This is a genomic window from Psychrobacter sp. WY6 (genome assembly GCF_018448495.1).
GTDB lineage: Bacteria > Pseudomonadota > Gammaproteobacteria > Pseudomonadales > Moraxellaceae > Psychrobacter.
Window position 1 is genome coordinate 1651494 of the sequence record NZ_CP049902.1, and the last position, 26077, is coordinate 1677570.

General features: G+C 43.2%; 22 protein-coding genes and 1 tRNA gene. 15 read left to right on the forward strand and 8 right to left on the reverse strand.

Annotation, left to right across the window (positions count from 1 at the left end):
* Positions 1-89: 89 nt before the first annotated feature.
* Positions 90-1442: an ABC transporter ATP-binding protein gene (locus G7Y90_RS08295; RefSeq protein WP_201559888.1), complete on the forward strand. Its 1353-nt coding sequence runs from the start codon at positions 90-92 to the stop codon at positions 1440-1442.
* A gap of 166 nt (positions 1443-1608) precedes the next feature.
* Here G7Y90_RS08295 and G7Y90_RS08300 read toward each other — a convergent pair whose 3' ends face one another.
* Positions 1609-2481, reverse strand: a complete 873-nt coding sequence (locus tag G7Y90_RS08300; RefSeq protein ID WP_201559887.1) for a methyltransferase domain-containing protein — start codon at positions 2479-2481, stop codon at positions 1609-1611.
* Between the two features lie 322 nt (positions 2482-2803).
* Here G7Y90_RS08300 and G7Y90_RS08305 point away from each other — a divergent pair, with 322 nt between their 5' ends.
* The 8 genes from G7Y90_RS08305 to G7Y90_RS08340 all read left to right on the forward strand — a co-directional run bounded on the left by G7Y90_RS08305 (position 2804) and on the right by G7Y90_RS08340 (position 12888).
* Positions 2804-4501 carry an alpha/beta hydrolase family protein gene (locus G7Y90_RS08305; RefSeq protein ID WP_250163889.1) on the forward strand — a complete coding sequence of 566 codons (1698 nt, stop codon included), beginning with the start codon at positions 2804-2806 and terminating at the stop codon, positions 4499-4501.
* 105 nt (positions 4502-4606) lie between these two features.
* The gene (locus G7Y90_RS08310) at positions 4607-4786 is read left to right on the forward strand and encodes a YdcA family protein (RefSeq protein WP_250163890.1); all 180 of its coding nucleotides are present in this window, start codon (positions 4607-4609) and stop codon (positions 4784-4786) included.
* Between the two features lie 305 nt (positions 4787-5091).
* Positions 5092-7911 (forward strand): DNA gyrase subunit A, encoded by a 2820-nt coding sequence (gene gyrA, locus G7Y90_RS08315; protein WP_201559885.1) that lies wholly within the window; start codon positions 5092-5094, stop codon positions 7909-7911.
* A gap of 186 nt (positions 7912-8097) precedes the next feature.
* The gene (rarD, locus tag G7Y90_RS08320) at positions 8098-9168 is read left to right on the forward strand and encodes an EamA family transporter RarD (protein ID WP_201559884.1); all 1071 of its coding nucleotides are present in this window, start codon (positions 8098-8100) and stop codon (positions 9166-9168) included.
* A 242-nt stretch (positions 9169-9410) separates the two neighbouring features.
* Complete coding sequence (gene rarD / locus G7Y90_RS08325; RefSeq protein WP_055124458.1) at positions 9411-10481, forward strand: EamA family transporter RarD; 1071 nt, start codon at positions 9411-9413, stop codon at positions 10479-10481.
* Positions 10482-10696: 215 nt separating this feature from the next.
* Entirely contained in the window at positions 10697-11365 is a 669-nt protein-coding gene (locus G7Y90_RS08330; protein WP_201539586.1) for a glutathione S-transferase, read from the forward strand.
* Between the two features lie 93 nt (positions 11366-11458).
* Positions 11459-11728, forward strand: a complete 270-nt coding sequence (locus G7Y90_RS08335; protein WP_201539587.1) for a hypothetical protein — start codon at positions 11459-11461, stop codon at positions 11726-11728.
* 50 nt (positions 11729-11778) lie between these two features.
* On the forward strand, positions 11779-12888 hold the full coding sequence (locus G7Y90_RS08340; RefSeq protein ID WP_349773407.1) for a ribonuclease Z: 1110 nt from the start codon (positions 11779-11781) through the stop codon (positions 12886-12888).
* Positions 12889-12927: 39 nt separating this feature from the next.
* On the opposite strand, the gene G7Y90_RS08345 is transcribed toward G7Y90_RS08340, so the two are convergent.
* Positions 12928-13890, reverse strand: a complete 963-nt coding sequence (locus tag G7Y90_RS08345; protein ID WP_250163891.1) for an ATP-binding protein — start codon at positions 13888-13890, stop codon at positions 12928-12930.
* Between the two features lie 69 nt (positions 13891-13959).
* Here G7Y90_RS08345 and G7Y90_RS08350 point away from each other — a divergent pair, with 69 nt between their 5' ends.
* Positions 13960-14985 carry a protein kinase domain-containing protein gene (locus G7Y90_RS08350; protein WP_250163892.1) on the forward strand — a complete coding sequence of 342 codons (1026 nt, stop codon included), beginning with the start codon at positions 13960-13962 and terminating at the stop codon, positions 14983-14985.
* Between the two features lie 86 nt (positions 14986-15071).
* On the opposite strand, the gene G7Y90_RS08355 is transcribed toward G7Y90_RS08350, so the two are convergent.
* From G7Y90_RS08355 to G7Y90_RS08380, 6 genes are all read right to left on the reverse strand, one after another.
* The gene (locus G7Y90_RS08355) at positions 15072-15497 is read right to left on the reverse strand and encodes a hypothetical protein (protein WP_060490678.1); all 426 of its coding nucleotides are present in this window, start codon (positions 15495-15497) and stop codon (positions 15072-15074) included.
* Positions 15494-16024 (reverse strand): hypothetical protein, encoded by a 531-nt coding sequence (locus G7Y90_RS08360; protein ID WP_060490679.1) that lies wholly within the window; start codon positions 16022-16024, stop codon positions 15494-15496. Before G7Y90_RS08360 ends, G7Y90_RS08355 begins: the two co-directional genes overlap by 4 nt.
* 11 nt (positions 16025-16035) lie before the next feature.
* The gene (locus G7Y90_RS08365; RefSeq protein ID WP_201539591.1) at positions 16036-16431 is read right to left on the reverse strand and encodes an outer membrane protein assembly factor BamE; all 396 of its coding nucleotides are present in this window, start codon (positions 16429-16431) and stop codon (positions 16036-16038) included.
* Positions 16432-16772: 341 nt separating this feature from the next.
* Positions 16773-16857 (reverse strand) — tRNA-Leu (locus tag G7Y90_RS08370).
* 215 nt (positions 16858-17072) lie between these two features.
* A complete protein-coding gene (locus tag G7Y90_RS08375) occupies positions 17073-18911 on the reverse strand; it encodes a sigma 54-interacting transcriptional regulator (protein ID WP_250163893.1) in 1839 nt (612 codons plus the stop codon).
* 83 nt (positions 18912-18994) lie between these two features.
* A complete protein-coding gene (locus G7Y90_RS08380) occupies positions 18995-20401 on the reverse strand; it encodes a two-component system sensor histidine kinase NtrB (protein WP_250163894.1) in 1407 nt (468 codons plus the stop codon).
* 135 nt (positions 20402-20536) lie between these two features.
* Here G7Y90_RS08380 and rimO point away from each other — a divergent pair, with 135 nt between their 5' ends.
* The 5 genes from rimO (at position 20537) to G7Y90_RS08405 (ending at position 25926) form a co-directional block, all read left to right on the forward strand.
* Positions 20537-22159 (forward strand): 30S ribosomal protein S12 methylthiotransferase RimO, encoded by a 1623-nt coding sequence (gene rimO / locus G7Y90_RS08385; protein WP_250163895.1) that lies wholly within the window; start codon positions 20537-20539, stop codon positions 22157-22159.
* Between the two features lie 228 nt (positions 22160-22387).
* Complete coding sequence (gene pyrH / locus G7Y90_RS08390; protein WP_045444979.1) at positions 22388-23113, forward strand: UMP kinase; 726 nt, start codon at positions 22388-22390, stop codon at positions 23111-23113.
* 171 nt (positions 23114-23284) lie between these two features.
* A complete protein-coding gene (gene frr / locus G7Y90_RS08395) occupies positions 23285-23839 on the forward strand; it encodes a ribosome recycling factor (protein WP_045451790.1) in 555 nt (184 codons plus the stop codon).
* 317 nt (positions 23840-24156) lie between these two features.
* The gene (uppS, locus tag G7Y90_RS08400) at positions 24157-24915 is read left to right on the forward strand and encodes a polyprenyl diphosphate synthase (protein WP_250163896.1); all 759 of its coding nucleotides are present in this window, start codon (positions 24157-24159) and stop codon (positions 24913-24915) included.
* 201 nt (positions 24916-25116) lie between these two features.
* Positions 25117-25926 (forward strand): phosphatidate cytidylyltransferase, encoded by an 810-nt coding sequence (locus G7Y90_RS08405; protein ID WP_201559876.1) that lies wholly within the window; start codon positions 25117-25119, stop codon positions 25924-25926.
* The last annotated feature ends 151 nt before the right edge of the window (positions 25927-26077 follow it).

Here is a 26077-nt window from a genome sequence, read left to right on the forward strand (position 1 = left end):
TCTGCATTATCCGATAACGCTCCATTTTATGATTGTTTTCACTGTTTTATCTATGGGTTTTATTTACTAATAGCTAACTGGTACCGTCTATGTACACTGATTCAATGAAAGGCTCAGCAGACTCTAAATCAATCAATGCCAAGTCAATAAAGGCGAAGGCAAGACTGGAGCATATAAAAAAATTACCAGTTGCTCAAGTTAAGACGTCGCCCGCCCAGCCTAGTAAGTCTTTAGAAAAAAGTAGTGCTTTTAGCCAAGATGTTGAGACAAATACTGAGGCAGCTACGGCTACTAGTCCTTATTTTAGTGTGCAAGATTTAATCGTCGGTTATGACGATACGATTATCGTCAATGGTTTGTCATTGGAATTGAAGCAAGGCGAGATTGGTTGCTTTTTGGGTTATAGCGGCTGCGGCAAGACCACGGCACTAAGAGCGATTGCAGGGCTGGAACAAAGCCGTGATGGTACGGTTCTCTTAAACAATCAATGTCTTACTGATAAAACTGACCGCAACTCGTATGCAGTCGCACCCGCCAAACGCGGTATGGGTATGGTGTTTCAGGACTATGCGTTGTTTGGGCATTTGAGCGTGGCAAAAAACATCGCTTTTGGTCTGAATAAATGGTCTGCTGCTGACAAAAAAGCCCGTGTCGCTGAGATGCTAGAGCTGGTTGAATTGTCTGAGCATGCTGACAAACGTCCAAATGAGCTGTCAGGTGGCCAACAGCAGCGGGTGGCATTAGCCCGTGCATTAGCCCCAAAGCCAAAACTATTACTACTCGATGAGCCGTTTTCTAATCTAGATGTGGTGCTACGTGAATCATTGGCAATGAATGTCCGTGATATTCTTAAACGCACCAATACCACGGCAATATTGGTCACTCATGATCAAAACGAAGCCTTTGCACTGGCTGATAAAGTGGGGGTGATGCATAAAGGCAAGCTGGTACAGTGGGCAACCCCAAGCGAGCTATATCATGAGCCAATCAGTCCTTTTGTCGCCGAGTTTGTCGGCGAAGGCGCGATGATAGATGGCATCATCAAAGAAGGCCATGTTGAGACGGCATTAGGCGATATCTATCGGCGTATGGAAGTGTATGATGAATCAGGGTACCCACAGTATTGCGAGTATGATTATCCTAACGGCACACCGATTAAGGTGTTGGTGCGCCCTGATGATATCATTCATGACGATGAGAGCACACAAACCGCTTTAGTCGTTGGACGCGTATTTCGCGGTGCCAACTATTTATATCGCTTGCAACTTGACGACGGGCAAACGGTACTGTCTTTAGTCGCCAGTCACCATAATCATGAGATTGGATCGCAGATTGGTATCTTACCTATCCTAGAGCATGTCGTGGTATTTGATGAAAAAGACATCAATGCGACGACTTGGTCAGAGTATGATAGATCAGAGAGAGTTGATGAGACAGAATAGTCGTTATAATCAAAGCATTTATAAAGGATTAGGAAATTAACCTCGCGACATGCACACGGTATGCTATTGACGCTTGGCTGCCTTGTATCTACTTTATACCTATTTTACACTGCTGCGATTATATTGATTAAAACTCCCTCCAAAAAACAGGTGCTTGCACTTACGCTTATCGCGTCGCCAATATGTGCAAATAACGTCCCAACCGTTTATACGGCTCTAATTGCGAGTAGCGCAGCTCCATGCGTATCACGGCCTCTGGGTCATTGTGACCACCACGCTTAAGCGGGGCATAATCATGAAATACGCGCAGACCACTGGTACGTATGGTCTGATAATGATGCGCCGTCAACCAAGATTCAACTTCTTCTTTGGCGACAGGATGGTTGGGCGTGAGGCTTTTTTTGTTGTCCGCCTTGTATTCTGTATTATCGAGTAAGTTAAAATTCCCCATGATCAGGTTGCGATAATCAAAGCTTACTGGGTTATAAAAGCATAAAGATAGCGCACCATTATCCGTTAATTGCTGATCAAAAAAGTCCATCACGGCAGCGGGCTCTGCCAACCATTCAAGCAGCGCATGACACATGATTAAATCAAACTTTTCATGCTTTTCTTTGTCTAATTTTTCTGGCAGCTCCTGATAGGGGCAAACATACCATGTGATATCGAGGTTTTCGTCTATCTGCGCGGCACTCGCTTTCGCTTTTTCTAGCATATTGGCTGAGATGTCATTGATGACCAATGTATGACCTTGAGCTGCCAGCTCTATTGCAATCTGTGCGAGCCCTGCACCCACATCCAAAATACGTAAAGGTCGCCCAAGGCTTTCACTCATTTGCGCGCTATATTCAAAGATATCACGGCGTAGCACCGCCAATCGAATATCGCCTTTTAAGCCACCGTAGACCTTTTTTTCAAAATGATCCGCAATCGCATCGAAGCTACGATCGGCACGTATATCGCCTGATGCGTCGATTGTTTGTGTCAGATCAACCGATTGGTTGTCATGTTCTTTGGTACTTTCACTATGGGTTTGCATAAAGCGCTATCTGTATTAGGGTGGTATTTTGGAACATCGTACAACAAAGACAAAAGCTAAGCTAGGTTTGACGCCAATACTAGCTTTACCATAGCGTCAAAGATGCCATTAAATACCCGTTTTCCAGTAGCTTTTCACAATATTTTACGGTATAAGTAGTAAGGTTTAAGAAACAATTATTGAGTAAGTTTTATTGAAAATATTTGATACTTCAATGTATTCAATAAAAACCATTCAATAAAAAGAGTCTGCCATACTGAATTTTTTTATTGTAAAGGACTCTCAGCAAACGTCTGATCTACCACCGCTAAGGACAGCAACCATGATCGTATCTAAATCTACTACCGCTATAAATGACAAATCATCTAGCAGTACCCATCAATCAGTATCCATTACGACGGGCAAGCCTGTGATGCTGCGCTGCCTATTATCGGTCGCCATTGCCAGTAGTTTGCTGCTGGTCGGTTGTGGCGATGACAATGACAATGACTTTAATACTGTCATAGGCTCTGACTCTGCGACGTCAGTTAAATCAATCAGCTCATTTAACACCGCGCAAATAAATACCCAGTTTGGTCTTGATGGTACGGCAACCCCTGATGCCAAATGCGATATCAAAATCGAAAAAGTTAGCTATCCGACAGTAGGAGCCGCGGGTGAGCGTACCAACGCGACAGCAGCTTTGATGCTACCAAGTGGCGACAGTGCTGACTGTCAAGGCGATCGACCTATCTTGCTGTATGCCCATGGCACAACTACGGACAAAGGCTACGATTTTAGTCAAGTCGCCAATCCTCAAAATCCAGCAGCTGATGAGGCGACATTAATCGCTGCCAACTTTGCGGCTCAAGGCTACATCGTCGTTGCACCAAACTATGCTGGTTACGATGAGTCTGATCTTGATTACCATCCATACCTTGTGGCTGAGCAACAAGCCACTGACATGGCTGATGCGTTAGACAGTGCCCGTACCATCATTGCAAGACAACAACGCGCTAATGATCCTGACTACACCAACCTTGATGACTCTGGTAAGTTATTCATCAGTGGTTACTCTCAGGGTGGGCATGTGGCGATGGCAACTGCAAGAATGTTCGAGAAAAATGATGAGCCTGTCACTGCCATTGCACCTTTATCAGGGCCTTATGCACTGGCAGCGTTTGGTGATGCAATATTTTCGGGTAACGTCAATATCGGTGCATCGCGTTTTGCACCGCTACTGGCATCTGGTCTCCAAAATGCGTATGGCAATGTCTATAATAGTACTGCTGATATATTCACTGCCAATTATGCAAACACACAATTACCAAGTTTATTGAGCTTTGGTGAGTTGGTCGCTGCTAATAAACTGCCTGATAATGCGCTGTTTGAAAAAGATCCTGAAAACAATCCCACGCTTGATCTTCTACCAGCGCCTACCGTTCCCTTTGCTTCTATTGGCTTCGCGGATGATAATTATCTGATCAAAACAGACTTCCGTACCGCTTATGTCGCAGATGCATTACAGAACCCTGATAGCCTAATCGCGATGACAGGAGCATCACTAGCAGCCAATCCACAAAACAACTTACGAAAAGCCTTAAAAGCCAATGATCTACGTGGATATGTACCAAAAATGCCAACTCTGCTATGTGGTGGTAATCAAGATCCAACGGTTTTTTATGACCTAAATACCAGTTCAATGGCTGCTATTATTCAAGGGAGTGTCGCACAAAATCCAGCGCTTACCGTTAACGTGACAGTATTAGATGTTGATGCGACGACAGCTGATGATCGTCCTGATAATTCTAATGTTCAACTTATTGGACAGGCGTCCATGAACCAATGGAATATTAATTCTGTGGTAACAAGTGTTCAAAGTAACTTTGTTCAAAATCTTCAACGCGTAGTAGATGCAGGAGCACAGCAAGGCATACCTGCAAGCGTTGCTGTATTGGGCAACTATCACGGCGGTCTAGTCAGTACGGCTTGTACGCAAGCCACACGTGAGTTCTTTAATCAGGAATTTAAACCTGCTTAATAGAGGTCATTTTAACCATAAAAAATAGCCTGACTATCGAAAAAACTGTATCCACTGGATGCAGTTTTTTCATGAATATCATTTAATCATCAATAAGAGAAAAATATGAAATCGATAATATTATCACTAATTGCCTGTGTCTTTATCACAGCTCCGATCGGTCAAGCACAGGCTAAGAATACACCTTGTTCGGGCAAAATGGGCGGCGTATCTCACTGCTCAAAAGATGGTAAATTTGTTTGTAAAAACGGCAAAATCAGTCAATCAAAACAAGTATGTCGTTAAAGTTGTTTTTACCCTTGTTATTAGAGTGAAAAAAACCGCTAATCAGCTGTTTTGCTTAATTTTAATAACAGCCAGACGCCCCTAAATCAGCAAATTTGTGCTAAAATAGCTTCTTTAATTGAACATTATTTTTAACAAAAACCGTATCACTATTTTCCTATTGTTTTGCACCTTTGACAGTGCTTTTTTAGGGTCTATATTCTGATAGTAGCTGCGCATTGATGCAGCTATATTTTTGTATAACCCATGAGTATCTTGAACAAACGTGTCAACATTAGAAAAACAATGTGAGTGAAGGAGTGTATATGAGCGAATCGGTCAGTCCTATTGGCATCGTAGAGGAACTAAAGCAATCCTATCTGGATTATGCGATGAGCGTGATTGTCTCGCGTGCGCTGCCTGATGTGCGTGATGGGTTCAAACCTGTACACCGCCGTGTGATGTACGCCATGCACGTGCTATCTAACGACTATAATAAGCCATATAAGAAGTCTGCACGTGTCGTCGGCGATGTCATTGGTAAATATCACCCACATGGCGATAGTGCGGTCTATGATGCCATTGTGCGGATGGCGCAAGATTTTAGTTTGCGTTATCCGATGGTTGACGGTCAAGGTAACTTTGGTTCGATCGATGATGATCCTCCGGCAGCGATGCGTTATACCGAAGTACGTATGACCAAGCTGACGCATCAGATGCTTGCTGATTTAGACAAAGACACGGTTGATTGGGAAGACAACTACGATGGTTCTGAGCGTATGCCTAGCGTCATGCCAGCGCGTGTTCCAAACTTACTCATTAATGGGGCGACTGGTATTGCTGTTGGTATGGCGACTAATATGGCGCCGCACAACCTGACAGAAGTGATTAATGCTTGTTTGGCTTATGCCGAAAACCCACAAGTATCAGCTGAAGAGTTGATGTCACACATCTCAGGTCCTGACTTTCCTACAGGCGGTATCATTTATGGTCGCGCTGGTATTTTAGATGCTTATCGCACGGGTAAAGGTCGTTTGCACATACGTGGTCGCTATCATATTGAAGCCATGAGTGATACGGGTGTCAACCGCGATCGTGAGCGTATTGTCTTTACCGAAGTACCTTATCAATCTAATAAAGCCAAAATGATTGAGCGTATCGCAGAACTCGTACGTGATAAAAAGATTGAAGGTATTAGCGAGATTCGTGATGAATCTGACAAAGATGGTATGCGTATCGCCATTGATTTGCGTCGTGGTGAGACAGCTGAAGTTATCGTTAATAACTTGTTCTTGCAAACGCCGCTCGAATCAAGCTTTAGTATCAATATGGTGGCGCTCGATAATGGTCAGCCTAAGCTACTAACTTTGCGTCAGCTGATTGCCGCCTTTGTACGTCATCGCCAAGAAGTGGTGACACGCCGTACGATTTATGAGTTAAACAAAGCGCGTGTACGTGGTCATTTGCTCGAAGGTTTGACTGTTGCGTTAGCCAATATCGACGAGATTATTGCAACGATTAAAGCGTCTGCAAACCGCGGTTTGGCACGTGAAAGCTTATTGAATAATACGTGGGGTTCAGGTAGCGTGGTGGCGATGCTGACCGCTGCTGGTAGCCAATCTGTGCGTCCTGACTATATCGAAGGCGAAGATCCTAAAGCACCATTTGGCTTGATTGAGGGCGAAGAACGTTATCGCTTATCACTTGAGCAGGTCAACGCGATTTTAGATATGCAGTTGCATCGTCTAACGGGTCTTGAGCAAGACAAATTAACCGAAGAATACCAAGATTTGCTACGTGAAATCGCTCATTTAGAGTCTATTCTTGGTGATTTTGATAAGCTAATGACCATTATCTCCAATGAGATGATTGAGATTCGTGATAACTTTGGTGATGAGCGCCGTACCGATATTATTGACTCACGTACTGACTTTAACCGTGAAGATTTGATTCCTGAACAGACGGTTGTCATGACGGTCTCGCGTACAGGTTATGCAAAAACTCAGCCGATTGATGATTATGTCGCACAAAAACGTGGCGGTAAAGGCAAGTCTGCAACCGCAATGAAAGAAGATGATGTGATTGATCATTTGGTGGTGACCTCAACGCATGCTACCGTATTGTGTTTCACGGATAGCGGTCGTGTCTTTAGCTTACGTGGTTTTGAAGTGCCGATTGCCAGTCGCGGTGCTCGTGGTCGTCCATTGGTGAATTTAATTGGCTTAAATCCTGATGAAACCGTCACTACGATACTGCCAATTCCAAAAATAGTGGAAGAATTATCGGTAAAAGGTGACGCGTTAACAGATGCTCTAATAGATGGGGATGATGATTCATTAGACGCTATCACGCAAGCAGAGCCACCTTTTGTGTTCTTTGCAACTGCCAATGGTACGGTGAAGCGGGTAGAGCTTAAGCAGTTTGCCAATATTCGCTCGAACGGCTTGATTGCGGTTGGACTAGAAGAGGGCGATAAGCTGGTCAGTGCTCGTATCACTAATGGTAGCCAAGAAGTGATGTTGTTTGCATCCAGTGGTAAAGCCATTCGTTTTGATGAAAATGATGCGCGTGTGATGGGTCGTACGGCTAAAGGTGTCCGTGGTATGCGTTTGGCGGCTAATGAGTCGATAAAATCATTGGTTGTGATCGAAGATGATGTCCGCGAAATCCTTATTGCTTGTGAAAACGGCTTTGGTAAACGTACCTTTATCGATGAGTTCAATACCCAAAATCGTGGCGGCGGCGGTGTAATTGCTATCAAAACCAGTGAGCGTAATGGTGCGCTAGTAAGAGCCACCAAGGTTGACTCTACAGACGATATTATTTTAATCTCTGACAAAGGTACGTTGGTTCGTACGCCCGTTGAGCATGTCGCTAGCTCTGGTCGTAATACGCAAGGTGTGACGCTGATTCGTTTATCAAAAGACGAGAAGCTGGTCGCTATGGCGCGTGTTGAGCATGAAGAAGGTGACGATGAGCTGGTTGATGCCATGAGAGAAGACGGTACATTTGATGTGGCAGGTCAAGAGCAGATAGATATTGATGCGGCGACTGGCAACACAGCAACGAATGACGTTATGGATATTGCTACTGACAATGAATTAGATGTTGATAGTACAGACGGTGAAAACGCAGACGACGAATAAATGTCTCAGTAGTTAGCTTTTTGATCTAGTCTTATATGATTGTTCTATAAAAAGCCTCTGACGTTATCGTCGGAGGCTTTTATTTTTTTCTGCACGTCATCTATTGTTAGAGTCTGCCTTTAAGTTTCCGCTGCTCTAATTTTTTATAAATAATGCCCATAAAGTTCTATTTTTAAGGCTGTTGTTATGCTCTCGACCAATCAAACTTTTCAAGGAACCCTTGCTTCGATATCATCGAGCTTTTTATTTTCGATGATGTTCGTGTTTGGGCTATTTATGCTGCCTTTGACAGGTACGCAGGTAGCCTCATGGCGCGTGCTCATGATGCTGCTAAGTTTGCTATTGTTGGTCAGTTTTACCAAGCAATGGCAACATGTTTTTGATTATTTGAAAACCTTAGAAACTCCGAAAGAGTGGCTGATATTTATTTTGCCCACACCGATTTTGGGTGGTCAAATTTGGCTATTTATGTGGGCACCAGTCAATGGCTTTGGTCTGGATGTCACCTTGGGCTATTTTTTGTTACCGCTGGTGATGATAGTGTTGGGTCGTTTCTTTTATCACGAGCATATGAGTGCGTTGCAGTGGGTGGCCGCGCTATGTGCAGCCTTAGGTATTGGCTATGATATCTTTCAATATGGCTCAGTATCTTGGGTAACGTTGTTTGTGTGCTTGGGCTATCCACCCTATTATCTGCTGCGTCGTAAACTGGCTGTGCCGCCTATTACAGGGCTGTTGTCTGATTTGGCTCTGTTAACGCCAGTAGTGCTCATTATGTTGTATTTTAGCGGCGGCTTTAGTACGGCAGCACAGGACATCAAGTTCTGGTATTTATTACCACTGCTAGGAGCTTTTAGTGCGCTGGCGATGTCCTTAACCATGATTGCCAGTAGCAAATTACCCGTGTCATTATTTGGGGCGCTAAGCTATGTCGAACCTATGCTGCTGTTTGTTTTATCCATCACTGTTCTAAGTCAAAGCCTCGATGAGGGCGGCTCTTTGTTCATGTATGGTATGGTAAGTTTGGCGTTACTGGTGATGATTGCTGATAGTATAAAAGGTTATCTTAAGCGCCGCCGTGACAATCATTTGCATGGCTATCGAGAGCCACAAGTGGGCGGGTTTCCGCCGCGTCGTCGTTTCATAGATCAGCGTATTGATGGGGTTTTAACCGCGCATCGTTTTCGCAAGATTCGGCGCTATCAAAAAAAGATGGATAGAATACAGCAAAAAATCGAGCAGTTGAGTGCAAAGTAAGATACTGAATGAATAGGCGCACGCTTTAGTGAAGCAGGTGTATTGCTTATCTATTCTGACTTTGACATAATACTGACCATAAGATAAACACGATATATTCCAAGTATTTATCTCAATCTTATATGATAATGTTGTAGATAACAGAGTTTATAGATCAAAAAGCCTTCGACGTCCGCGTCGGAGGCTTTTGTTTTTTTTCTAAAATTGCCAAGGACGTGCGCTCATTTTTCAAGGTTGTCGTTATGCTCACCACGAATCAAACGTCGCAGGGTACCATCGCTGCAGTGGCAGCAAATTTTTTATATTCATTGCTATTCTTATTTGGTCTATTGATGCAGCCGTTGTCAGGCACGCAAGTCGCTTCTTGGCGCGTATTGATGATGCTATTGAGTCTGGTGCTGCTGATTAGTGTGCTGAAGCAGTGGCAGCATATTTTTGATTATTTAAAAACCCTAAAGACGCCAAAAGAATGGTTTTTATTTATCATACCCACACCAATATTGGGCGCGCAAATCTGGATATTTATGTGGGCACCTGTCAATGATTTAGGGCTTGAGGTGACATTGGGTTACTTTTTATATCCAATGATTATGATTATGGTTGGTCGGTTTTTTTATAACGAAGACATGAGCTTGTTACAATGGATTGCCACCATTTGCGCAGGCGCAGGTATTGCCTATGATGTCTTTCAGTACGGCAGTATTTCTTGGGCGACTTTATTTGTTTGCTTGGGTTATCCGCCTTATTATCTACTGCGTCGTAAATTGGCAGTGCCGCCGATCACAGGGCTTATCTCTGACCTTGTTTTATTGACGCCGGTGGTGTTGATTGCTTTATATCTCAATGGCGGGTTTGCGCTGGCGATATCTACCGATAAGTTTTGGTATCTGTTGCCACTATTAGGCATTATCAGTACGGCTGCGATGTCGTTGACCATGGTTGCCAGTCAAAAGCTGCCCGTCTCATTATTTGGCACCTTATGCTACCTTGAGCCGATATTTTTATTTATATTTTCCATCACGATTTTGCATCAAAGTATCGATGAGGGCGGCTCTTTATTTATGTACGGCATGATTTTTGTCGCGCTGTTGATGATGATTGTGGATAGTGCGCTTGGTTACTTGGCGCGTAAGCGTGATGACCGTTTGCATGGTTATAATGAGCCACAAGTGGGTAGCTTCCCGCCACGTCGCCGTCTGAAAAACCGCCGTATTAAAGGTGTATTAACCGCGCATCGTTTCCGCAAAATTAGAAAGTATCAGCAAAAAATACATAAGATGACACGCAAAATTGAAGAGCTGCATTCAAAGTAGCGCCTGCCAGCAAGTCGATCTAGACTTGACTTAGCGGGCAGTATTTTTCGTCATTACTCTACACAGTTTCTGTGTTAAAGAGGCATTAATTACGCTATTATCGATAGCATTGCTGCCACGCTTAACAACGTTTATTAATGGAATGCGTGGCACCAACTATACATATTACGACTTATTCATACGATAACTTATTCACATTATAACTAGGATGGTTTATGTTACACCTTCATCATTTAGCAAATTCGCGCTCATTTCGTATTATTTGGCTGTTAGAAGAGCTTGGCGTCGATTATCAATTGACTTGCTATGAGCGCAATAAAGCATACCGTGCGCCTGACAGTTTAAAAAAAATACATCCGCTCGGTCATGCACCCATGTTAGAAGTAAATGACCGTGTGCTCATCGAATCAGGTTTTATTATCGAATACTTGTTGAAGCATTATGATAGAGAGAAACAGTTCAAGCCTGCGGATGATAATGAAGCGGCGTGGGAGGCTTACACGTTTTGGTTACATTTCGCTGAAGCATCAGTGATGCCGCCATTGGTCATGCGTTTGGTATTTAACAAAGTGGTTGGGCAGTCGCCCATGCTGATCAAGCCTGTGAGCAAAAGCATTCGCAATCAAGTCGAAAAAAATATGATAAGCAAAAGTCTAGATGCTATATTGGCGATGATAGAGCAGCATTTGCAAGACAATCATTGGTTTGCTGGGGCTGAATTTAGTGCCGCTGATATCCAAATGCATCTTGCGGTTGTAGGTGCTAATGCTGGTACAGGATTAGATAGCAGTAAATATGCCAATATCTTAATTTGGCTAAAACGCTGTGAAGAGCGTGATGCCTTTAAGCGTGCAGAAGAAAAGGGTGGTCGTTTGCAGTTCTAAAAGCGTCGCATTTAATCGTTAATAAATGACTGATTTAATATTAAAATGAAGGGTTTTGTTTATTCATAAACAAAACCTTTTTTAGGATAAGAAATGACAGACTTAAATAAATTGAATAACAAGCATACTGATGTCGATACTGGCATTGCTGCTAAGCCTGCGCTTGATACGACTGCTGACAATGTGAACCATCAGCAGGTCTCCATTAAAGCATGGTCACAAAAATTGCTCGTGGTTATATTGTGTATTGCCAGCTTTTATGGCGGCTGGAAATCTTATGAGTCAAATATGGTCAGTGAATGTACGGCCAATGGTGGGCAGATGGTTGCAGCGCAAAAAACCATGATGTGCCAATTGTCATAGCAGATAAGTATCATGTGTAAGAGAGGTAATCTATGTTGAAGCTGACTTTTTTGGGTACCTCTGCCGGTGTGCCAACCAAACAGCGCAATGTGACCGCACTGGCGATTGAATGTCTGAATCCTTATTTATCTGGGTTACAGCAAGGCATTCGTCAACAGAATGCCAATCAAAATAAAAAATCGCGTCCATGGCTACTGATAGATTGCGGTGAAGGCACACAGCAGCAGCTATTGCATACCAAGCTCTCTTTGCATCAACTAGCCGCTATCTGTATCACCCATGTGCATGGCGATCATTGCTACGGGTTACCAGGGTTATTGGCGAGTGCCGCCATGTCAGAACGCCGTGATCCGCTGACCCTCATTGCCCCAAAAGCAATCGCGACATTGCTCGAAGCCATTACCTTAACCACGGAATTGTATTTACCCTTTACTCTTAATTTTATAGCGATTGAAGAGGTGCTATCTGAGCAACGTGATACAAGCAAGGTGAATATCCGATTAAGCGACCAGCATCAGCTTGATATTGATATCACGTTGCTAGCACATCGGGTTGCTTCTCATGCATTTGGTATCACGCAGACTATCCATCATCGCACGCTTGATACGGACAAACTGCTGGCGCAAGGTATTCCTGCAAGCGCACTATGGGGTAAATTGCAGCAAGGTCACGATGTCATCACTGAAGAGGGTCAGCAATTATGTGCAGGTGATTATGTCAATGATGAACTATCACGAACGCGAGTAGTGGTGGCTGGTGATAACGATACGCCAGCGTGTCTCACTGCGGCGTTGGTTGATACGGATTTATTGGTGCATGAAGCGACATATACGCATGAGGTATTGACTAAGATTCAAGCCAAAAATCCAGAGTTTGATCCAATGCATAGTAGTGCGCAATTGGTGGCGGATTTTGTAGAAAACAGTGGTGTAAACAATCTAATATTGACCCATTTTAGCGCGCGTTATCAGGGTTTTGAGAATCCTAATAGCAAAACGCCAAATATGGCATACATTCGTCTAGATGCTGAGAGCGTTTACAAAGGTAATCTATGGCTAGCCGCAGATTTTGACCAATACATGGTCGATGGTGCGGTTGATGTGGCAGGTATTAAAGAAAATAACCGCGTACAATATTTGGGTTCTGCACGCGGTCGTTAAGTACTGAGCGTCATCATAAAAATAACTTTTAATGAAGCTTTACGATGGACTGTCTTCAGCTGTTAATCGTGTCTGTCCTATCCAGTGGCGGCTAAACTGATACGCCACTCGTCCTGAACGTCCACCGCGCTCTGATGCCCAACGTAGCGCTGCTGCTCTGATGTTATCAGGTAACGTCTTATTTTTTTCTTCATTATTACTTTCTTTAACGTCATTCGCATTATCTAGATGGCGGTTTGGCGAAAGTGATAAATAATGGCGCACGATGTGTAAATAGGTATTTTGATCCATTGGATGAAAGGACAACCAAAGCCCAAAGCGATCAGACAGCGATACCGTCTCATCAATGGCTTCATAAGGATTGACCTCATCGGTTTGACCATTATAAATATTGACATTGTCTTTCATTAGCTGAGGCAATAGATGACGGCGATTACTGGTCGCATAGACCAGTAGCTTGTCTTGCTCTGAGTCTAGCGAGCCGTCCAATACGCTTTTTAATGTCCGATAACTTTCATCTTGACCGTTAAACGCTAAGTCATCACAGTACACCACATAATGACAGCCACAATCCGCTGGCAACGCATTAATGGCGGCACGTATCTTATCAAGCACTCGCAAGTCATCACGGGCAATTTCAATAATGCGTAATCCTTCACTATGATAGGCTTGTAGCAATGCCCTAATCAGTGATGATTTACCAGCACCACGTGTCCCTGTCATTAAGACATGATTGGCAGGATGGCCCTTTAGAAATTGCCGTGTGTTTTGTACCAGTTTTGCCTTTTGCGTATCGATACCATGCAAATCATCTAAACTTAAAAATAAGTTAACTGCCAATGGCTCTAAATGTCCATTATGACCACCGACCCAGCGATAGGCCAGCTGTGCAGGATCAATTTCGATAGTGGGCGTGACCTGCTCTTGTAGATACTGTCCGAGTAAATCCAATAAATGGTCGGGTAGGGCGTAATTCGTAACAGGCTTAGTGGATTGGGGCATAATACTCAGTCGCTCATAAAAATTAAAATGACGTTCGGCATACTAGCTATATAGAGGTATCACTTTACCATGAAAAATAGTGCCAGTAATTCCTCTAATGCAAAAGCGTGTGCAAAACAAGCATTACAAATGCAAGCGCAGCAAATGTTGCCAACATTGACTGCGTTATTCTCAAGCCTGAATTATAACGATATTTCGCATCAACGACTCAGCCAGCAAAGTAACAATAATAACGAGAATGACTACCAAGGCTTGACGCGTGCCCAGCATCTACAGTTTGGTCGAGTGATGATTAAATGGCAGTTAACGGCTGCTAGCAATCAAAATTTGGCGGGCTTAACCCATGAAATCGGTATTCTAAAATCTATCAATAATTTATCAGCCAATCAAAAGAGATTTCAAGACAGTCTTTTTGCTATTGCTCCGCCAATGCTCGCTTATGAAACTTTAAGGGTACAGGTATTAGATCCGTTTTCGCAGCTGACGATACTTACCATGCCATATTATCTCAGTGGTAGCTTAGCAACTCAGCTTAATATTCGAAATCATTCGTTATTAAATTCTCAACGAAAGCATCATTTTATGGTGCAATCTGCGCACCTTATCGCTACTCTACATAGCGCTGGTTGGCTACATAATGATATTAAGCCCAGTAATATTTTGCTAGATGATTTTTTGCCAAATCATGCGGATGATAGCTGTATCAAGGCTGATTTATTGTTAAACGATTTTGCCTTAGCTAAGCCAATTAGTAAATCAATAGAGACTAGTCTTGCTGGTACACCAGCGTATCTTGCCCCTGAACGCTGGCAAAGTAAGAGTCAGAGTGCGACAGTGCAAAGTGATATCTATGCGTTTGGTATTATGATGGTTGAAATACTAACAGGCAAGCGACCGTTTCAGATATGTGCTAACAGTAATGACAAATTAAAAGCATGGGCGATTCAGCATTGCCAACAGCCTATTCCAACCTTACCGTTAGAATATAGTCACTATCAAGGTATCATTAATAAAGCATTGGCAAAGCGGGTGGAGAGAAGGTATCAGAGTATGGAAGAGGTGTTGAAGAGTTTAGAGCAATTACGAATTTACTAAGAGTACAGTTTTATGTGGAAGGAGTTAAATAAAAAACCCACTATTTAGTGAGTTTTTTTTATTTTTAATGGTTAGGATATTATGTTTTACTCTACAGCATTATCTGATAAGAAAAGCGACTTCGATAAAGATGAGAAGAAATCTTGATATATTTTAGGATTCTCAATTGGCTTTAGGTTGTACTGAGCGTTAGCTCTAACGATTACAGACTTGCTAGAAGAAGACGGTCTCGCGGTTACAGTCATTCTAACCTTGTTGCCATTATACAATCTCGTCGCTGAAACAGTACCAAGGTCGGTATCAGCCTTATCAATTACAAAGCTCAAATCCTGTAACGTTGATATGACATTTCTAACAACTACAGTTTTATCACTAGTATCAAAAGATCTAGTTTGCATACTACGTAATTCTACTTGATTGTCAGCGCCTAAAATTCTGGCATCATGAGTTGTAGCGCAACCAGTAATCAAAGTTAGACAAGCTGCGAATAAAGCTATTTTTAATGTATTCATATTTTTTGAGCCTCTAAGAATACTGATTTAGATAGTTTGTTAAAGAATTCAGCATATAGCTCTTCTGTTTTCATTGTTTCGGCTTTGGTTACCTGTCCTTGTGTATTCGTCACAATGCGTTGAAAAGTAGCTCTAGCTAAATAACCATTTTTATTGTTTTTAGACGGTAATGTTACGAAACTAACTTTTATCTGTTGCTGGCTATCAATCGACATGTTTCCGCCACCAAGTACCGCTAGTAATACAGCACCCGCTATCTGCGCATTGTTAGTAGCATCTACAGTTTTAGATGCGGTCACAACACCTGATTTTGTCTCTGTTTCATCTATTGAATATCCCATGTCTTGTAACACAGCTACCCCAGCCGAAAGAAGCTCTACCTCGTTGCTTGTTTCAAAAAATCTCGATTGCATTTGTCGATCTTGTAATGAGGTCTCTGCTACTTGAAATAAGTTTTCTGGTGGAGTGGTTGCACAGCCTGTTATTCCTAAGGCACAAGCAACAAATATATATTTCAGTTTTTTCATTTAGCTGGCCTTTAGAATTTTGAGGAATGGTATGCAAAGTCTCTTACCAAGTTTTGCTCATCAAATTTTATTATGATAGTCAGCGTTCTTTGTGATCTAGACGATGCTCCTGAGCTAGTCTGGCCACCAGCTAAAACAGCAAATACCCAGCCTGTACTTGATGACTGCACGGTATCTGTTGCTACCTTATCGTAAACCCAAACTTCTCTTCTTTTGTCGTCAGTAGAAACCATATTTGGTGAGCCAAGCGCCTGCAACACATCTGCGCCACTCATTCCAACTTTAATCTGTTTTTGAACAACCCCTACAGAGATGTTTCCATTGTTTTGGACTTGGGCAGCATGCTCAGATGCTGAAACACAACCAACCAATGATAGGGCAGCCAACAAGGCAACTATAGTTTTCATTATCTTTCCTTTTGGACTATCAATAAACTTAACTCTTTTATTTAAGTATGATGTTTATAGAATATCTCATACCTAAGCCTGTCAAGGGTAATGTAAACAAAAAGTTAACTAATGTAAACAATTAGTCGTTAGTATTACTAATTAATTATAAATATTGTTTTATTGTAATTATTAGATGGGTGTGGGTTTTTATTCCAAAATACTAATCTGGTATTAAAGAAAAGCGAAGGAGATCTGAATTAGTTTTGAAGTGAGTGTTTGTTTTCCGACAAAATACAGACACAAAAAAACCTGCTAAAAAGCAGGCTTTGATATTTGGTCTAAGATGTACTATCCGAAAATGGTGGGGCTGGAGAGACTCGAACTCTCACACCTTGCGGCGCCAGAACCTAAATCTGGTGCGTCTACCAATTCCGCCACAGCCCCATTTTCCGTTACTCTATCATTATTAGCGTTTAAACTCAAACACAATATAGACAGTTAACTGATTCGGTAGTGCGTCTCAGTGGTTGGCTATTATATAGAGTTTGAAACGTTTGGCAACCCCTATTTGCAATTATTTTTAAATATTTATCATTTATTTTCACTTATTTTTATAAGCTATTGATATGAATGGTATTCATGTTTATGAGTTTGCGCCTTTAATAACGATTATTTTGCCCTTCTGCTGAAGAAATATCTAATTGCTGTAATTTACGTGTCAGGGTATTGCGCCCCCAACCGAGTAAATTAGCAGCAGCGATCTTTTTGCCACCACTATGGTTGAGCGCTGCCGTCAATAAAACGCGTTCAAACTCAGGGGTTGCCGTCTGCAAGATATCGGTTTCTCCTGTTTGTAGAGATTGCTCAGCCCAAGCAGCCAATGCTTGTTGCCAACTTGAACTGTGGGAATGAGGGCGTATTTGCTCATTGTGAGTCATAGCTTGTGTAGGCTGACTTTGCTCTTGATACGCTTCTAAATCAGACGAGATATTTTCAAGCAGCTCTGGTGGCAAATCATCCACCATCACGGTGTCGCCTGTGGCCATCACCGTCAACCAAAGGCAGACATTCTCAAGTTGGCGGACATTGCCACGCCACTCAAAAGCCTGCATGATGTGTAGCGCTGTCGGATGCAGCTGTTTCTCTGCACTGTTCATCTGTTCAGCAGCCCGCTGCATAAAGTAATGGGCTAATGCTGGAATGTCTTCAGGTCGTGTCCGTAATGGCGGCAACGGCAAGCGAATTACATTGAGGCGATAAAACAGATCTTCACGGAATTTGCCTTGTTTGACCAGTTCTTCTAAGTTTTGATGAGTAGCGGCAATGATGCGTACATTCACTTTGACCGGCTGCTGTCCACCGACGCGAAAAAACTCACCATTGGCCAGTACTCGTAGCAGCCGAGTTTGGGTGCTATAAGGCATATCGCCAATTTCATCTAGAAATAATGTCCCACCATCCGCTTGCTCAAAACGCCCTTGTCGCGTCGTCGTCGCACCAGTAAACGCCCCTTTTTCGTGACCGAATAATTCAGATTCAATCAAATCATGTGGAATGGCGGCCATATTTAGGGCAATAAAAGGTTGCTGGTGACGCGGTGAATGCTGGTGCAACGCACTGGCGACCAATTCTTTACCCGTACCTGATTCACCAGTAATCAGGACAGTAATGGGTGAGTGTGCCAGTCTGCCAATGGCACGAAACACCGTCTGCATCGCTTGAGATTGTCCAATGATGCCACTTGGATTGTCATTGGCGCTGATGGCAGGTTTAACTTTGATTTTAGGGCTGGATGTTTTATTGGTTTTGCTGACCAGAGTAGCCTTGCTAGCAAGCTTGGGTCTGGTATCAGGTTTTACCTGCATATTGGGCAAAGTACTTGATGAATTTTTGGTAACGGTCTTCGGAGTAGGTTCAGGAGTAGAGTTTGCTGCCGCCGCTGCCAGCATATTGGGCTGATAATTAATGGCTTTATAAATCGTGACGACTGCATCATCTAAGTCAAAAGGTTTTGGCAGATATTCAAAAGCACCTGTTTGATAGCTATTAATAGCAGAGGTGAGGTCAGAATGCGCCGTCATAATGACAATAGGCAGCTTAGGGAAATGCTCATGTACCCAGTCACTAAAAGACAACCCGTCCATCATGGGCATACGAATATCAGTCAATATCACATCGGGCAACTGAGCGGCTGATTCCTGCTGTTGCAAAATATCGTTGAGGCGTGTCCACGCCGCTTGCGCTTGGGTAAAGCTGATAACCGTCAATCCTGCGTCTTCAAAAGTATCTGCCAACACCAAACGCAGGGCTGCATCGTCATCGATGAGCCATAACGTTGCAGGGTTAGTATTAGGTGCATTATTGACCGTTACTTTTGTAGCTTGGTTATCAGGTTCTCGTTTATCAGACTCTCGGTTACTAGACTCTTGATTGTCTGATGTTTGGGCAGAGCCTTGATTGTCGCTGTTAGATGTGGCGTGGTCATTATATGCAGTCATTTATCAGGCCTAATAAGCAAGTGATTCAGGGTGATTGTTTCATAGGTTAGGTCATGGTTTCTAAGCCTTGGGTACTGGCTATTTTAAGCATGGTGCGCTGGCTGATTGAAAGGCAAGTACAGCGTAAAACTGGTGTGTTGGTGGTTGTAGTCATTTTTGACACTGTCGTTAAGGTTTTTTGATTGTTGGGAGCTCACGTCAATCATACCATGGTGATGACTGATGATATCTTGCACGATAGACAATCCTAGCCCCGTCCCTGCGGCACGGCTGGTCACCATTGGGAAAAATATCTGTCCGATCAATGCTGGATCAATGCCTGAACCGTTATCGGTAATGTTGATTTGTAGCACTTGCTTGTGCTGTTGCCCAGCAATGGTATGTTGAAAGGCAATGCGGGTTTGAATGTGCAGTGTTGGCTTATAACTGGTGCTGTCCTTATTACTCGTTTGTGAAGTGACAGGTTGTTGCACCTTAGTAGGCTCGGACAACTCTCTTTGCTGCAGCGTTTGCTCAAACTCAGTCATCGATTCACAGGCATTATTAATCAGATTTAAAAACACTTGTATCAGCTGATCTTTATCAGCGCATAACTCAGGCAATGACAAGTCATAATCGCGCTGTAGCGTCACTTGCGGATATTGATTGACGACCAAAGATAAAACATGCTCCAGTGGCTCATGGATATTTAGCGTTTGCCAATTTGGTAATTGATTGGAGCCAAGGAATTTCCCAATAAGATGGGTTAGACGGTCCGTTTCTGAGATGATGATATCAGTATAAGTGCGCAGTTTTTCAGCCGTTTTTTGCAGATGGCTATTCGGGTTTACCATAGGGTTTGTGCCAAGAATAGCAGGAGAGGCACTATTAAAAGGCGAGGCGTCACTGAATTTGATGAATTGCCGCTGTAATAATTGAGCCGCCCCGCGAATACCAGCAAGCGGATTTTTGATTTCATGAGCGACCGAGCGCAGCATATGACGGGCAACATTATATTGTTGCTGCTGGCGTTGTTCCTCTGATATGCGACTTTGGCGATCCTTACCCCACATCTCAATAATAAAATAAGGTTGCTGCTCATAAATGACAGGGGTCACGCTATAATCAACTGAGAATGATAAATTACCATTTAGCGGTGTGCTGATAAGGTGATCATGATCGATAAAGGGTTGTTGATACTGCTTTGCTTGCTGAAATCGTTCTTTCAAAGAACAAGTTTGTTCATGAGTATCTTCACCACTACTTTTATCGACAGTTACATGGTTGTCAATGTCATAATTGCTGTCGGCTGATTTCAATGCTTTGGATGTTTCGGATGCAAGCAGGGTCAATATAGACTGGCCCAGTAAGCGTCCACTACTAATAGCGAGTAGTTGTTCGGCTTGGGCATTTAGCCAAGTGATTGATAAATCATCATTGATCCATAAAATAGCGGTGAACAAATGCTGTGACATAAATGCTAAGTCAGGTGTCGGTTTTACGGTTGTCATGGCTATTGCCTAGAATAAGAGAAGACGCGATATAATATTTAACCATAAATCAACACTATAGAGCGGCAAAACTGGCGATTTTTGCAAAAAAAACGTACAATGCGCACAGCCAATTTATCTCTAGCAAGGTCAGCCATGCCCAACACTTCTACCGAGTCGGTTAATACGACTGTTACTACCTCACCGTCAACTTCTACGCCAACAGATTCTATGTTAAAAGACACTGCCACCGTTTTTAATCCTGCCAAACCAAATATAGCACAAGACAATCAGGTAGATGTTAGTCAAGCAAACACTAACCAACCTTACCATCATAAAGCCAATCACAATCAAAACCGTAGCATTGAGCAAAGCAGCGATGTGGTTTCAGCGGCGTCAGCTAAAGCGACAGCAGCGACTATTAATGCACCAGTGAATGCAGCGCCAAAGATTGGATTTGTGTCACTAGGTTGCCCAAAAGCCTTGGTTGATAGTGAGCGCATTATCACTGAGCTTAGCCGTGATGGTTATCAAGTGGCGAGTGATTACGAAGGTGCAGATCTAGTTGTCGTGAATACTTGCGGTTTTATTGAGTCAGCAGTACAAGAGTCGCTTGATGCCATCGGCGAAGCGATTAGCAAAAACGGTAAAGTCATCGTCACAGGTTGCTTGGGTAAAGAAGCAGATAAAATCCGTGAAATGCATCCCGCTGTATTGGCAGTAACTGGCGCTCATGCTTATGATGAAGTCATTAGAGCCGTTTCGCTGCATGTGCCCAAGCCTGACCGCAGTCAGGACGCTGGTTATGATCCAAAGATAGATTTGATTAATGAAGCGGGTATCAAATTGACGCCAAGCCATTATGCTTATCTAAAAATATCAGAAGGTTGCAACCATCGTTGTACTTTCTGCATCATTCCAAGCTTACGTGGAGACTTGGTTTCACGTCCGATTGACAGTGTGATGAATGAAGCGCTGGCACTGAAAAATGCTGGCGTGAAAGAATTGCTTATTATTTCGCAAGATACCTCTGCTTATGGACTGGATTTGAAATATAAGACCAGTTTTTGGAATGGCATGCCGCTGAAGTCGAAGTTTTATGACTTGTGCCAAGCCTTAAATGACTTAGGCATTTGGGTGCGCTTGCATTATGTCTATCCATATCCGCATGTCGATAAAGTCGTTGAGCTAATGGGCGAGAAAAAGCTACTGCCTTATCTCGATATTCCGTTTCAACATGCCAGCCATCGCATCCTAAAAGCGATGAAACGCCCAGCGCATAGCGAAAACACCTTGGCGCGTATCCATGCATGGCGTGAGATTTGCCCTGATATCGTCATTCGCTCAACCTTCGTTGTTGGCTTCCCTGGCGAGACAGAAGAAGATTTCCAATGCTTGCTTGATTGGTTAGTAGAAGCTCGCCTTGATCGTGTTGGCGCATTTACCTATTCAGAAGTCGAAGGCGCAGTGGCTAATGACCTGCCAAATCATGTGCCAGAAGAGATTAAGCAAGAGCGCTATGAGCGTTTGATGACGCTGCAACAAGACATCTCAGCGCAAAAGCTACAAGAGAAAGTCGGCAAAACCTTGATGGTATTGGTCGACGAAATTGATAGTGAAGAGGGCATTGCTATTTGTCGTAGCTATGCTGACGCACCAGAGATTGATGGTCACGTCTACGTTGATGAGATTACCGCTCAAGTTAAAGTCGGACAATTCCTAACGGTTACGATTGACGACGCTAGCGAATATGATTTGTTTGCCAATTATAAAGGCTAAGCAGTCACTGTAGCTGATTAGTCACTACAATATACGAGTGAAAATTGCCCAATCGCGGGCAGTTTTTGCTACAATTAGCGCAATTTAGCCTTTTTACACGTTTGTCATCAGTTGCGGTGCTTCCTATATAGTACCTCGGTGATGACACTTCGAGTAAATTCGAAGGCAAACTCTATTTGTGTTTTACCGCTCATTTTAATTATAATTTAATGCTAACAAGGTGACCTCATGTCTGACAAAAACCCGCGTTACTCTCGTATCTTGCTGAAACTCTCTGGTGAAGCCTTAGCTGGTGGCAAAGAGATGGGAATTGATAGCGAAGTGCTCGATAAGATGAGCTTGTCTATCGCCCATTTGCGTGGTCTTGGTGTTCAAGTCGGTATCGTGGTCGGCGGCGGTAACTTATATCGCGGCGCGCAGTTGCAACAAGAAGGCTTAGTCGGCCGTGTGACTGGTGATCAAATGGGTATGTTAGCAACCGTTATGAACGGTCTGGCGATGCGTGATGCGCTTGAGCGCCGCAATATTAAAACCCGCCTGATGTCAGCCTTGCCAATCGGTGAAGTGACCGAAAGCTATAGCAGCCGTAATGCCATTCGCTATCTCAAAAATGGCGAAGTATGTATCTTTGTTGCTGGTACGGGCAACCCTTTCTTTACCACTGATACTGCTGCTTGCTTACGTGGTATTGAAATTGAAGCGGGCTTAATTCTAAAAGCCACCAAAGTAGATGGCGTTTATGACAAAGACCCAAGCTTACATGACGATGCAGTTAAATATGATGGTTTAACTTTTGATGAAGTATTAGAGCAAAAGCTTGGCGTGATGGATTTAACTGCCATTGCCTTGTGCCGTGAGCACAACGTGCCGCTACAAGTGTTTGATATGACCAAGCCTAATGCGTTATTAAATGTCATTATGGGCGAAAATGAAGGCACACGCGTTTATCACTGATTTGCCTGAATACTCTAAACGCTCTGAACGCTCTAAATATTAATACGAGAATACCAGTTATTAAAATTAGACCAGTCGTTAATAACTACCAGCGCTAATAATTAGTAGTGAACACCCGTATATTTACTAACAAATGAATGATTTATCGACAGCGATAAATAAGGATATCTAATGATCAAAGAGATTAAGCAAGACGGCGAAGCGCGCATGCAAAAAACCTTGGAAGCGCTTGAGAGCACTTTTAGCAAAGTCCGTACAGGGCGCGCACATCCGGGTATGTTGTCAGGCGTGATGGTTAGCTACTACGGGTCGCCTACACCTTTGAATCAAGTAGCGAGTGTCAACGTTGAAGACTCACGTACGCTCATGGTTCAGCCGTTTGACCGTACCATGGTACAAGCAATCGACAAGGCCATTCGCGAAGCAGATTTGGGTCTCAACCCAGTGACCGCCGATGTGATTCGTGTGCCAATGCCTGCATTGACAGAAGAGACACGCCGCGACATGCAAAAGCTTGCGCGTGGAGAAGCAGAAAGTAGCCGTGTTTCTATCCGTAATATTCGCCGTGACATGATGAATGACATCAAAGAATTGGCCAAAGAAAAAGAGATCTCAGAAGACGACGAGCGCCGTGCCAGTGACGATATCCAAAAAATCACTGACAAGTATATCGAAACTATCGATAAACGTTTGAGCAAAAAAGAAACTGACTTGATGGACGTGTAAAGCACTGGTTTTTTGATCATGTAAGACAAAAAATCCGTTACATCATATCCTTATAATAAGCAGCCAATCTGTCAGTACTATTGGCTGCTTATTATTGTGTAGACTGTACCGATAATAGCGCCAATGTTATATCAATCGGATACGGCAATAGGCTTGCTCAGATTTGTAAACTGTATTTTATAAGCGCTATCTTGCAAACTAAATCACGCCCATAGATGGGTTTATGATAAGTTTGCGAATTATGGTTATGCCGCTTTCTAATCGTTATCGCAGCCGTTATTATTATTATTTTACCTTAACAATAAGCACTTTCGCCTATGTCCACTTCAGCCGTTTTGGCTCCTGATCTTCTTCCACGCCATATCGCTATCATCATGGATGGCAATAATCGTTATGGTAAAGCCAATGATTTGGGCAAAGGCCAAGGGCATGTGGCTGGCAAAGATGCACTCGATCCTATCGTCGAGTATTGCGTTAATACGGGTATCGAAGTATTAACGGTATTTGCATTTTCTAGTGAGAATTGGCAACGCCCGCCCAGTGAGGTGGCACTACTCATGCAACTGTTAGCCTCGACCATTCATGAGCAAATACCACGCATGAATGAGTATCGTATTCGTCTGCGTTTTATTGGTGACCGCAGTCAGCTGAGTGATGATTTGCAAGCACTAATGGCGGACGCTGAAGCAAAAACAGCAGACTTTAAAGCCATGACTCTAGTCATCGCTATCAGTTATGGTGGGCAATGGGATATTGCCCATGCGGCAAAACAGCTGGCGCAGCAAGTAGAGGCTGGTCAGTTACGTGCTGATGATATTAACAAAGAATTGCTCGGTAACTATGTGCAATTAGCTGATGCACCAGCAGTAGATATGCTGATACGCACAGGCGGTGAATACCGAATTTCTAACTTTTTATTGTGGCAGTCAGCCTATGCTGAGCTATTCTTTACCCAGACATTATGGCCGAATTTTGCAGCCGATGAGCTGTCAGCAATGGTAAAAGAGTTCGCTCAGCGGCAGCGCCGTTTTGGCAAAACCAGTGAGCAGATAGTGATAGAGCAAGCAAGTCGTTAATGGTGTTAAGCATTTGCCTGTTATTTTGTAAAGGAAAAAGCTCTTACAAAGCCGCTATCGTATAAGTAGTTAATATTGCTTGTTTGTGAAATAATAAACCGCGTCAATAAGCGTCAACTGCTATTAGTGGGCTATTGTAGATTAGCTGCTATAATGCACGTTTTGACCATGCGTTTTTCATTATTATAAGGCTCAATAAGTATGTGGCAACGAATTAAGACGGCAGTTGTTCTCGTTATTATCGTTGGTATTGCAATGTTTGCGAGCCAAACCCCTATTTTATTTGCACCGCTGTTAGCGATTGGCGTTATTATCGCCGCTCACGAATGGACTAAGCTGATGCCCAAGTGGCGTCATCCTGCGCTGTTTGTGCTATTGGTTTTGGTGTTGACCCTAGTATCACTCATGTTTAAAGTGACATGGCTGTTTTGGTGGGTGGCTTCATTGGCTATATGGCTAATGGCGCTGTCTTGGGTGCGAGTGTTCCCGACTCATACCAATTGGTATGGCAAAAAACTGGCATTGATGGGTGCGGTGATATTGACCGCATCGATTACGGCGATGTTTTATTTATGGCAACTGTCAGCATGGTGGTTACTCTATGTGTTCCTCTTAGTCTGGTGTGCAGATAGTGGCGCTTATTTTGTGGGGCGTAAGCTTGGTCGCCGAAAGATGGCACCGAACGTCTCACCCAATAAAAGTATGGAAGGGCTGGCTGGTGGTTTGGTTACCGGTCTGCTCGTGGTCATTGCCATCAGTGTATTTAAGTTGCAATTGACGGGCGCTGCGCTCATTGCCTTTGTGTCATTGTCGGCAATAACAATTTTAGCCTCGGTACTTGGCGATTTATTTGAGTCGATGCTTAAGCGCCGCGCTGATGTCAAAGATTCAGGAACGATTTTACCGGGGCATGGCGGCGTGCTTGACCGTATCGACTCACTGCTATCTGCCACACCGATATTTGCGCTTGGTTTTTGGGCGATACAGCAGTTAGGTTTGATAGTGGTTTAGGACTGAAAAAATAATTCATAGACGATGATACGCCCTAATCATAGTAGTTGAGATGAGTGACTAGTCAATACACTGGATATCGTCTATCTCTTATTTATCAGACGTTTTGTCGATTTCTTATTTAATTTTTTAGAGTATTATTTACAGGCAC

What these genes read in the sequence shown, in the direction of transcription:
- G7Y90_RS08295 (WP_201559888.1), top strand. Translation starts at nt 90, where the DNA reads ATGTACACTGATTCAATGAAAGGCTCAGCAGACTCTAAATCAATCAAT.
- G7Y90_RS08300 (WP_201559887.1), bottom strand. Translation starts at nt 2,481, where the DNA reads ATGCAAACCCATAGTGAAAGTACCAAAGAACATGACAACCAATCGGTT.
- G7Y90_RS08305 (WP_250163889.1), top strand. Translation starts at nt 2,804, where the DNA reads ATGATCGTATCTAAATCTACTACCGCTATAAATGACAAATCATCTAGC.
- G7Y90_RS08310 (WP_250163890.1), top strand. Translation starts at nt 4,607, where the DNA reads ATGAAATCGATAATATTATCACTAATTGCCTGTGTCTTTATCACAGCT.
- gyrA (WP_201559885.1), top strand. Translation starts at nt 5,092, where the DNA reads ATGAGCGAATCGGTCAGTCCTATTGGCATCGTAGAGGAACTAAAGCAA.
- rarD (WP_201559884.1), top strand. Translation starts at nt 8,098, where the DNA reads ATGCTCTCGACCAATCAAACTTTTCAAGGAACCCTTGCTTCGATATCA.
- rarD (WP_055124458.1), top strand. Translation starts at nt 9,411, where the DNA reads ATGCTCACCACGAATCAAACGTCGCAGGGTACCATCGCTGCAGTGGCA.
- G7Y90_RS08330 (WP_201539586.1), top strand. Translation starts at nt 10,697, where the DNA reads ATGTTACACCTTCATCATTTAGCAAATTCGCGCTCATTTCGTATTATT.
- G7Y90_RS08335 (WP_201539587.1), top strand. Translation starts at nt 11,459, where the DNA reads ATGACAGACTTAAATAAATTGAATAACAAGCATACTGATGTCGATACT.
- G7Y90_RS08345 (WP_250163891.1), bottom strand. Translation starts at nt 13,890, where the DNA reads ATGCCCCAATCCACTAAGCCTGTTACGAATTACGCCCTACCCGACCAT.
- G7Y90_RS08350 (WP_250163892.1), top strand. Translation starts at nt 13,960, where the DNA reads ATGAAAAATAGTGCCAGTAATTCCTCTAATGCAAAAGCGTGTGCAAAA.
- G7Y90_RS08355 (WP_060490678.1), bottom strand. Translation starts at nt 15,497, where the DNA reads ATGAATACATTAAAAATAGCTTTATTCGCAGCTTGTCTAACTTTGATT.
- G7Y90_RS08360 (WP_060490679.1), bottom strand. Translation starts at nt 16,024, where the DNA reads ATGAAAAAACTGAAATATATATTTGTTGCTTGTGCCTTAGGAATAACA.
- G7Y90_RS08365 (WP_201539591.1), bottom strand. Translation starts at nt 16,431, where the DNA reads ATGAAAACTATAGTTGCCTTGTTGGCTGCCCTATCATTGGTTGGTTGT.
- G7Y90_RS08375 (WP_250163893.1), bottom strand. Translation starts at nt 18,911, where the DNA reads ATGACTGCATATAATGACCACGCCACATCTAACAGCGACAATCAAGGC.
- G7Y90_RS08380 (WP_250163894.1), bottom strand. Translation starts at nt 20,401, where the DNA reads ATGACAACCGTAAAACCGACACCTGACTTAGCATTTATGTCACAGCAT.
- rimO (WP_250163895.1), top strand. Translation starts at nt 20,537, where the DNA reads ATGCCCAACACTTCTACCGAGTCGGTTAATACGACTGTTACTACCTCA.
- pyrH (WP_045444979.1), top strand. Translation starts at nt 22,388, where the DNA reads ATGTCTGACAAAAACCCGCGTTACTCTCGTATCTTGCTGAAACTCTCT.
- frr (WP_045451790.1), top strand. Translation starts at nt 23,285, where the DNA reads ATGATCAAAGAGATTAAGCAAGACGGCGAAGCGCGCATGCAAAAAACC.
- uppS (WP_250163896.1), top strand. Translation starts at nt 24,157, where the DNA reads ATGTCCACTTCAGCCGTTTTGGCTCCTGATCTTCTTCCACGCCATATC.
- G7Y90_RS08405 (WP_201559876.1), top strand. Translation starts at nt 25,117, where the DNA reads ATGTGGCAACGAATTAAGACGGCAGTTGTTCTCGTTATTATCGTTGGT.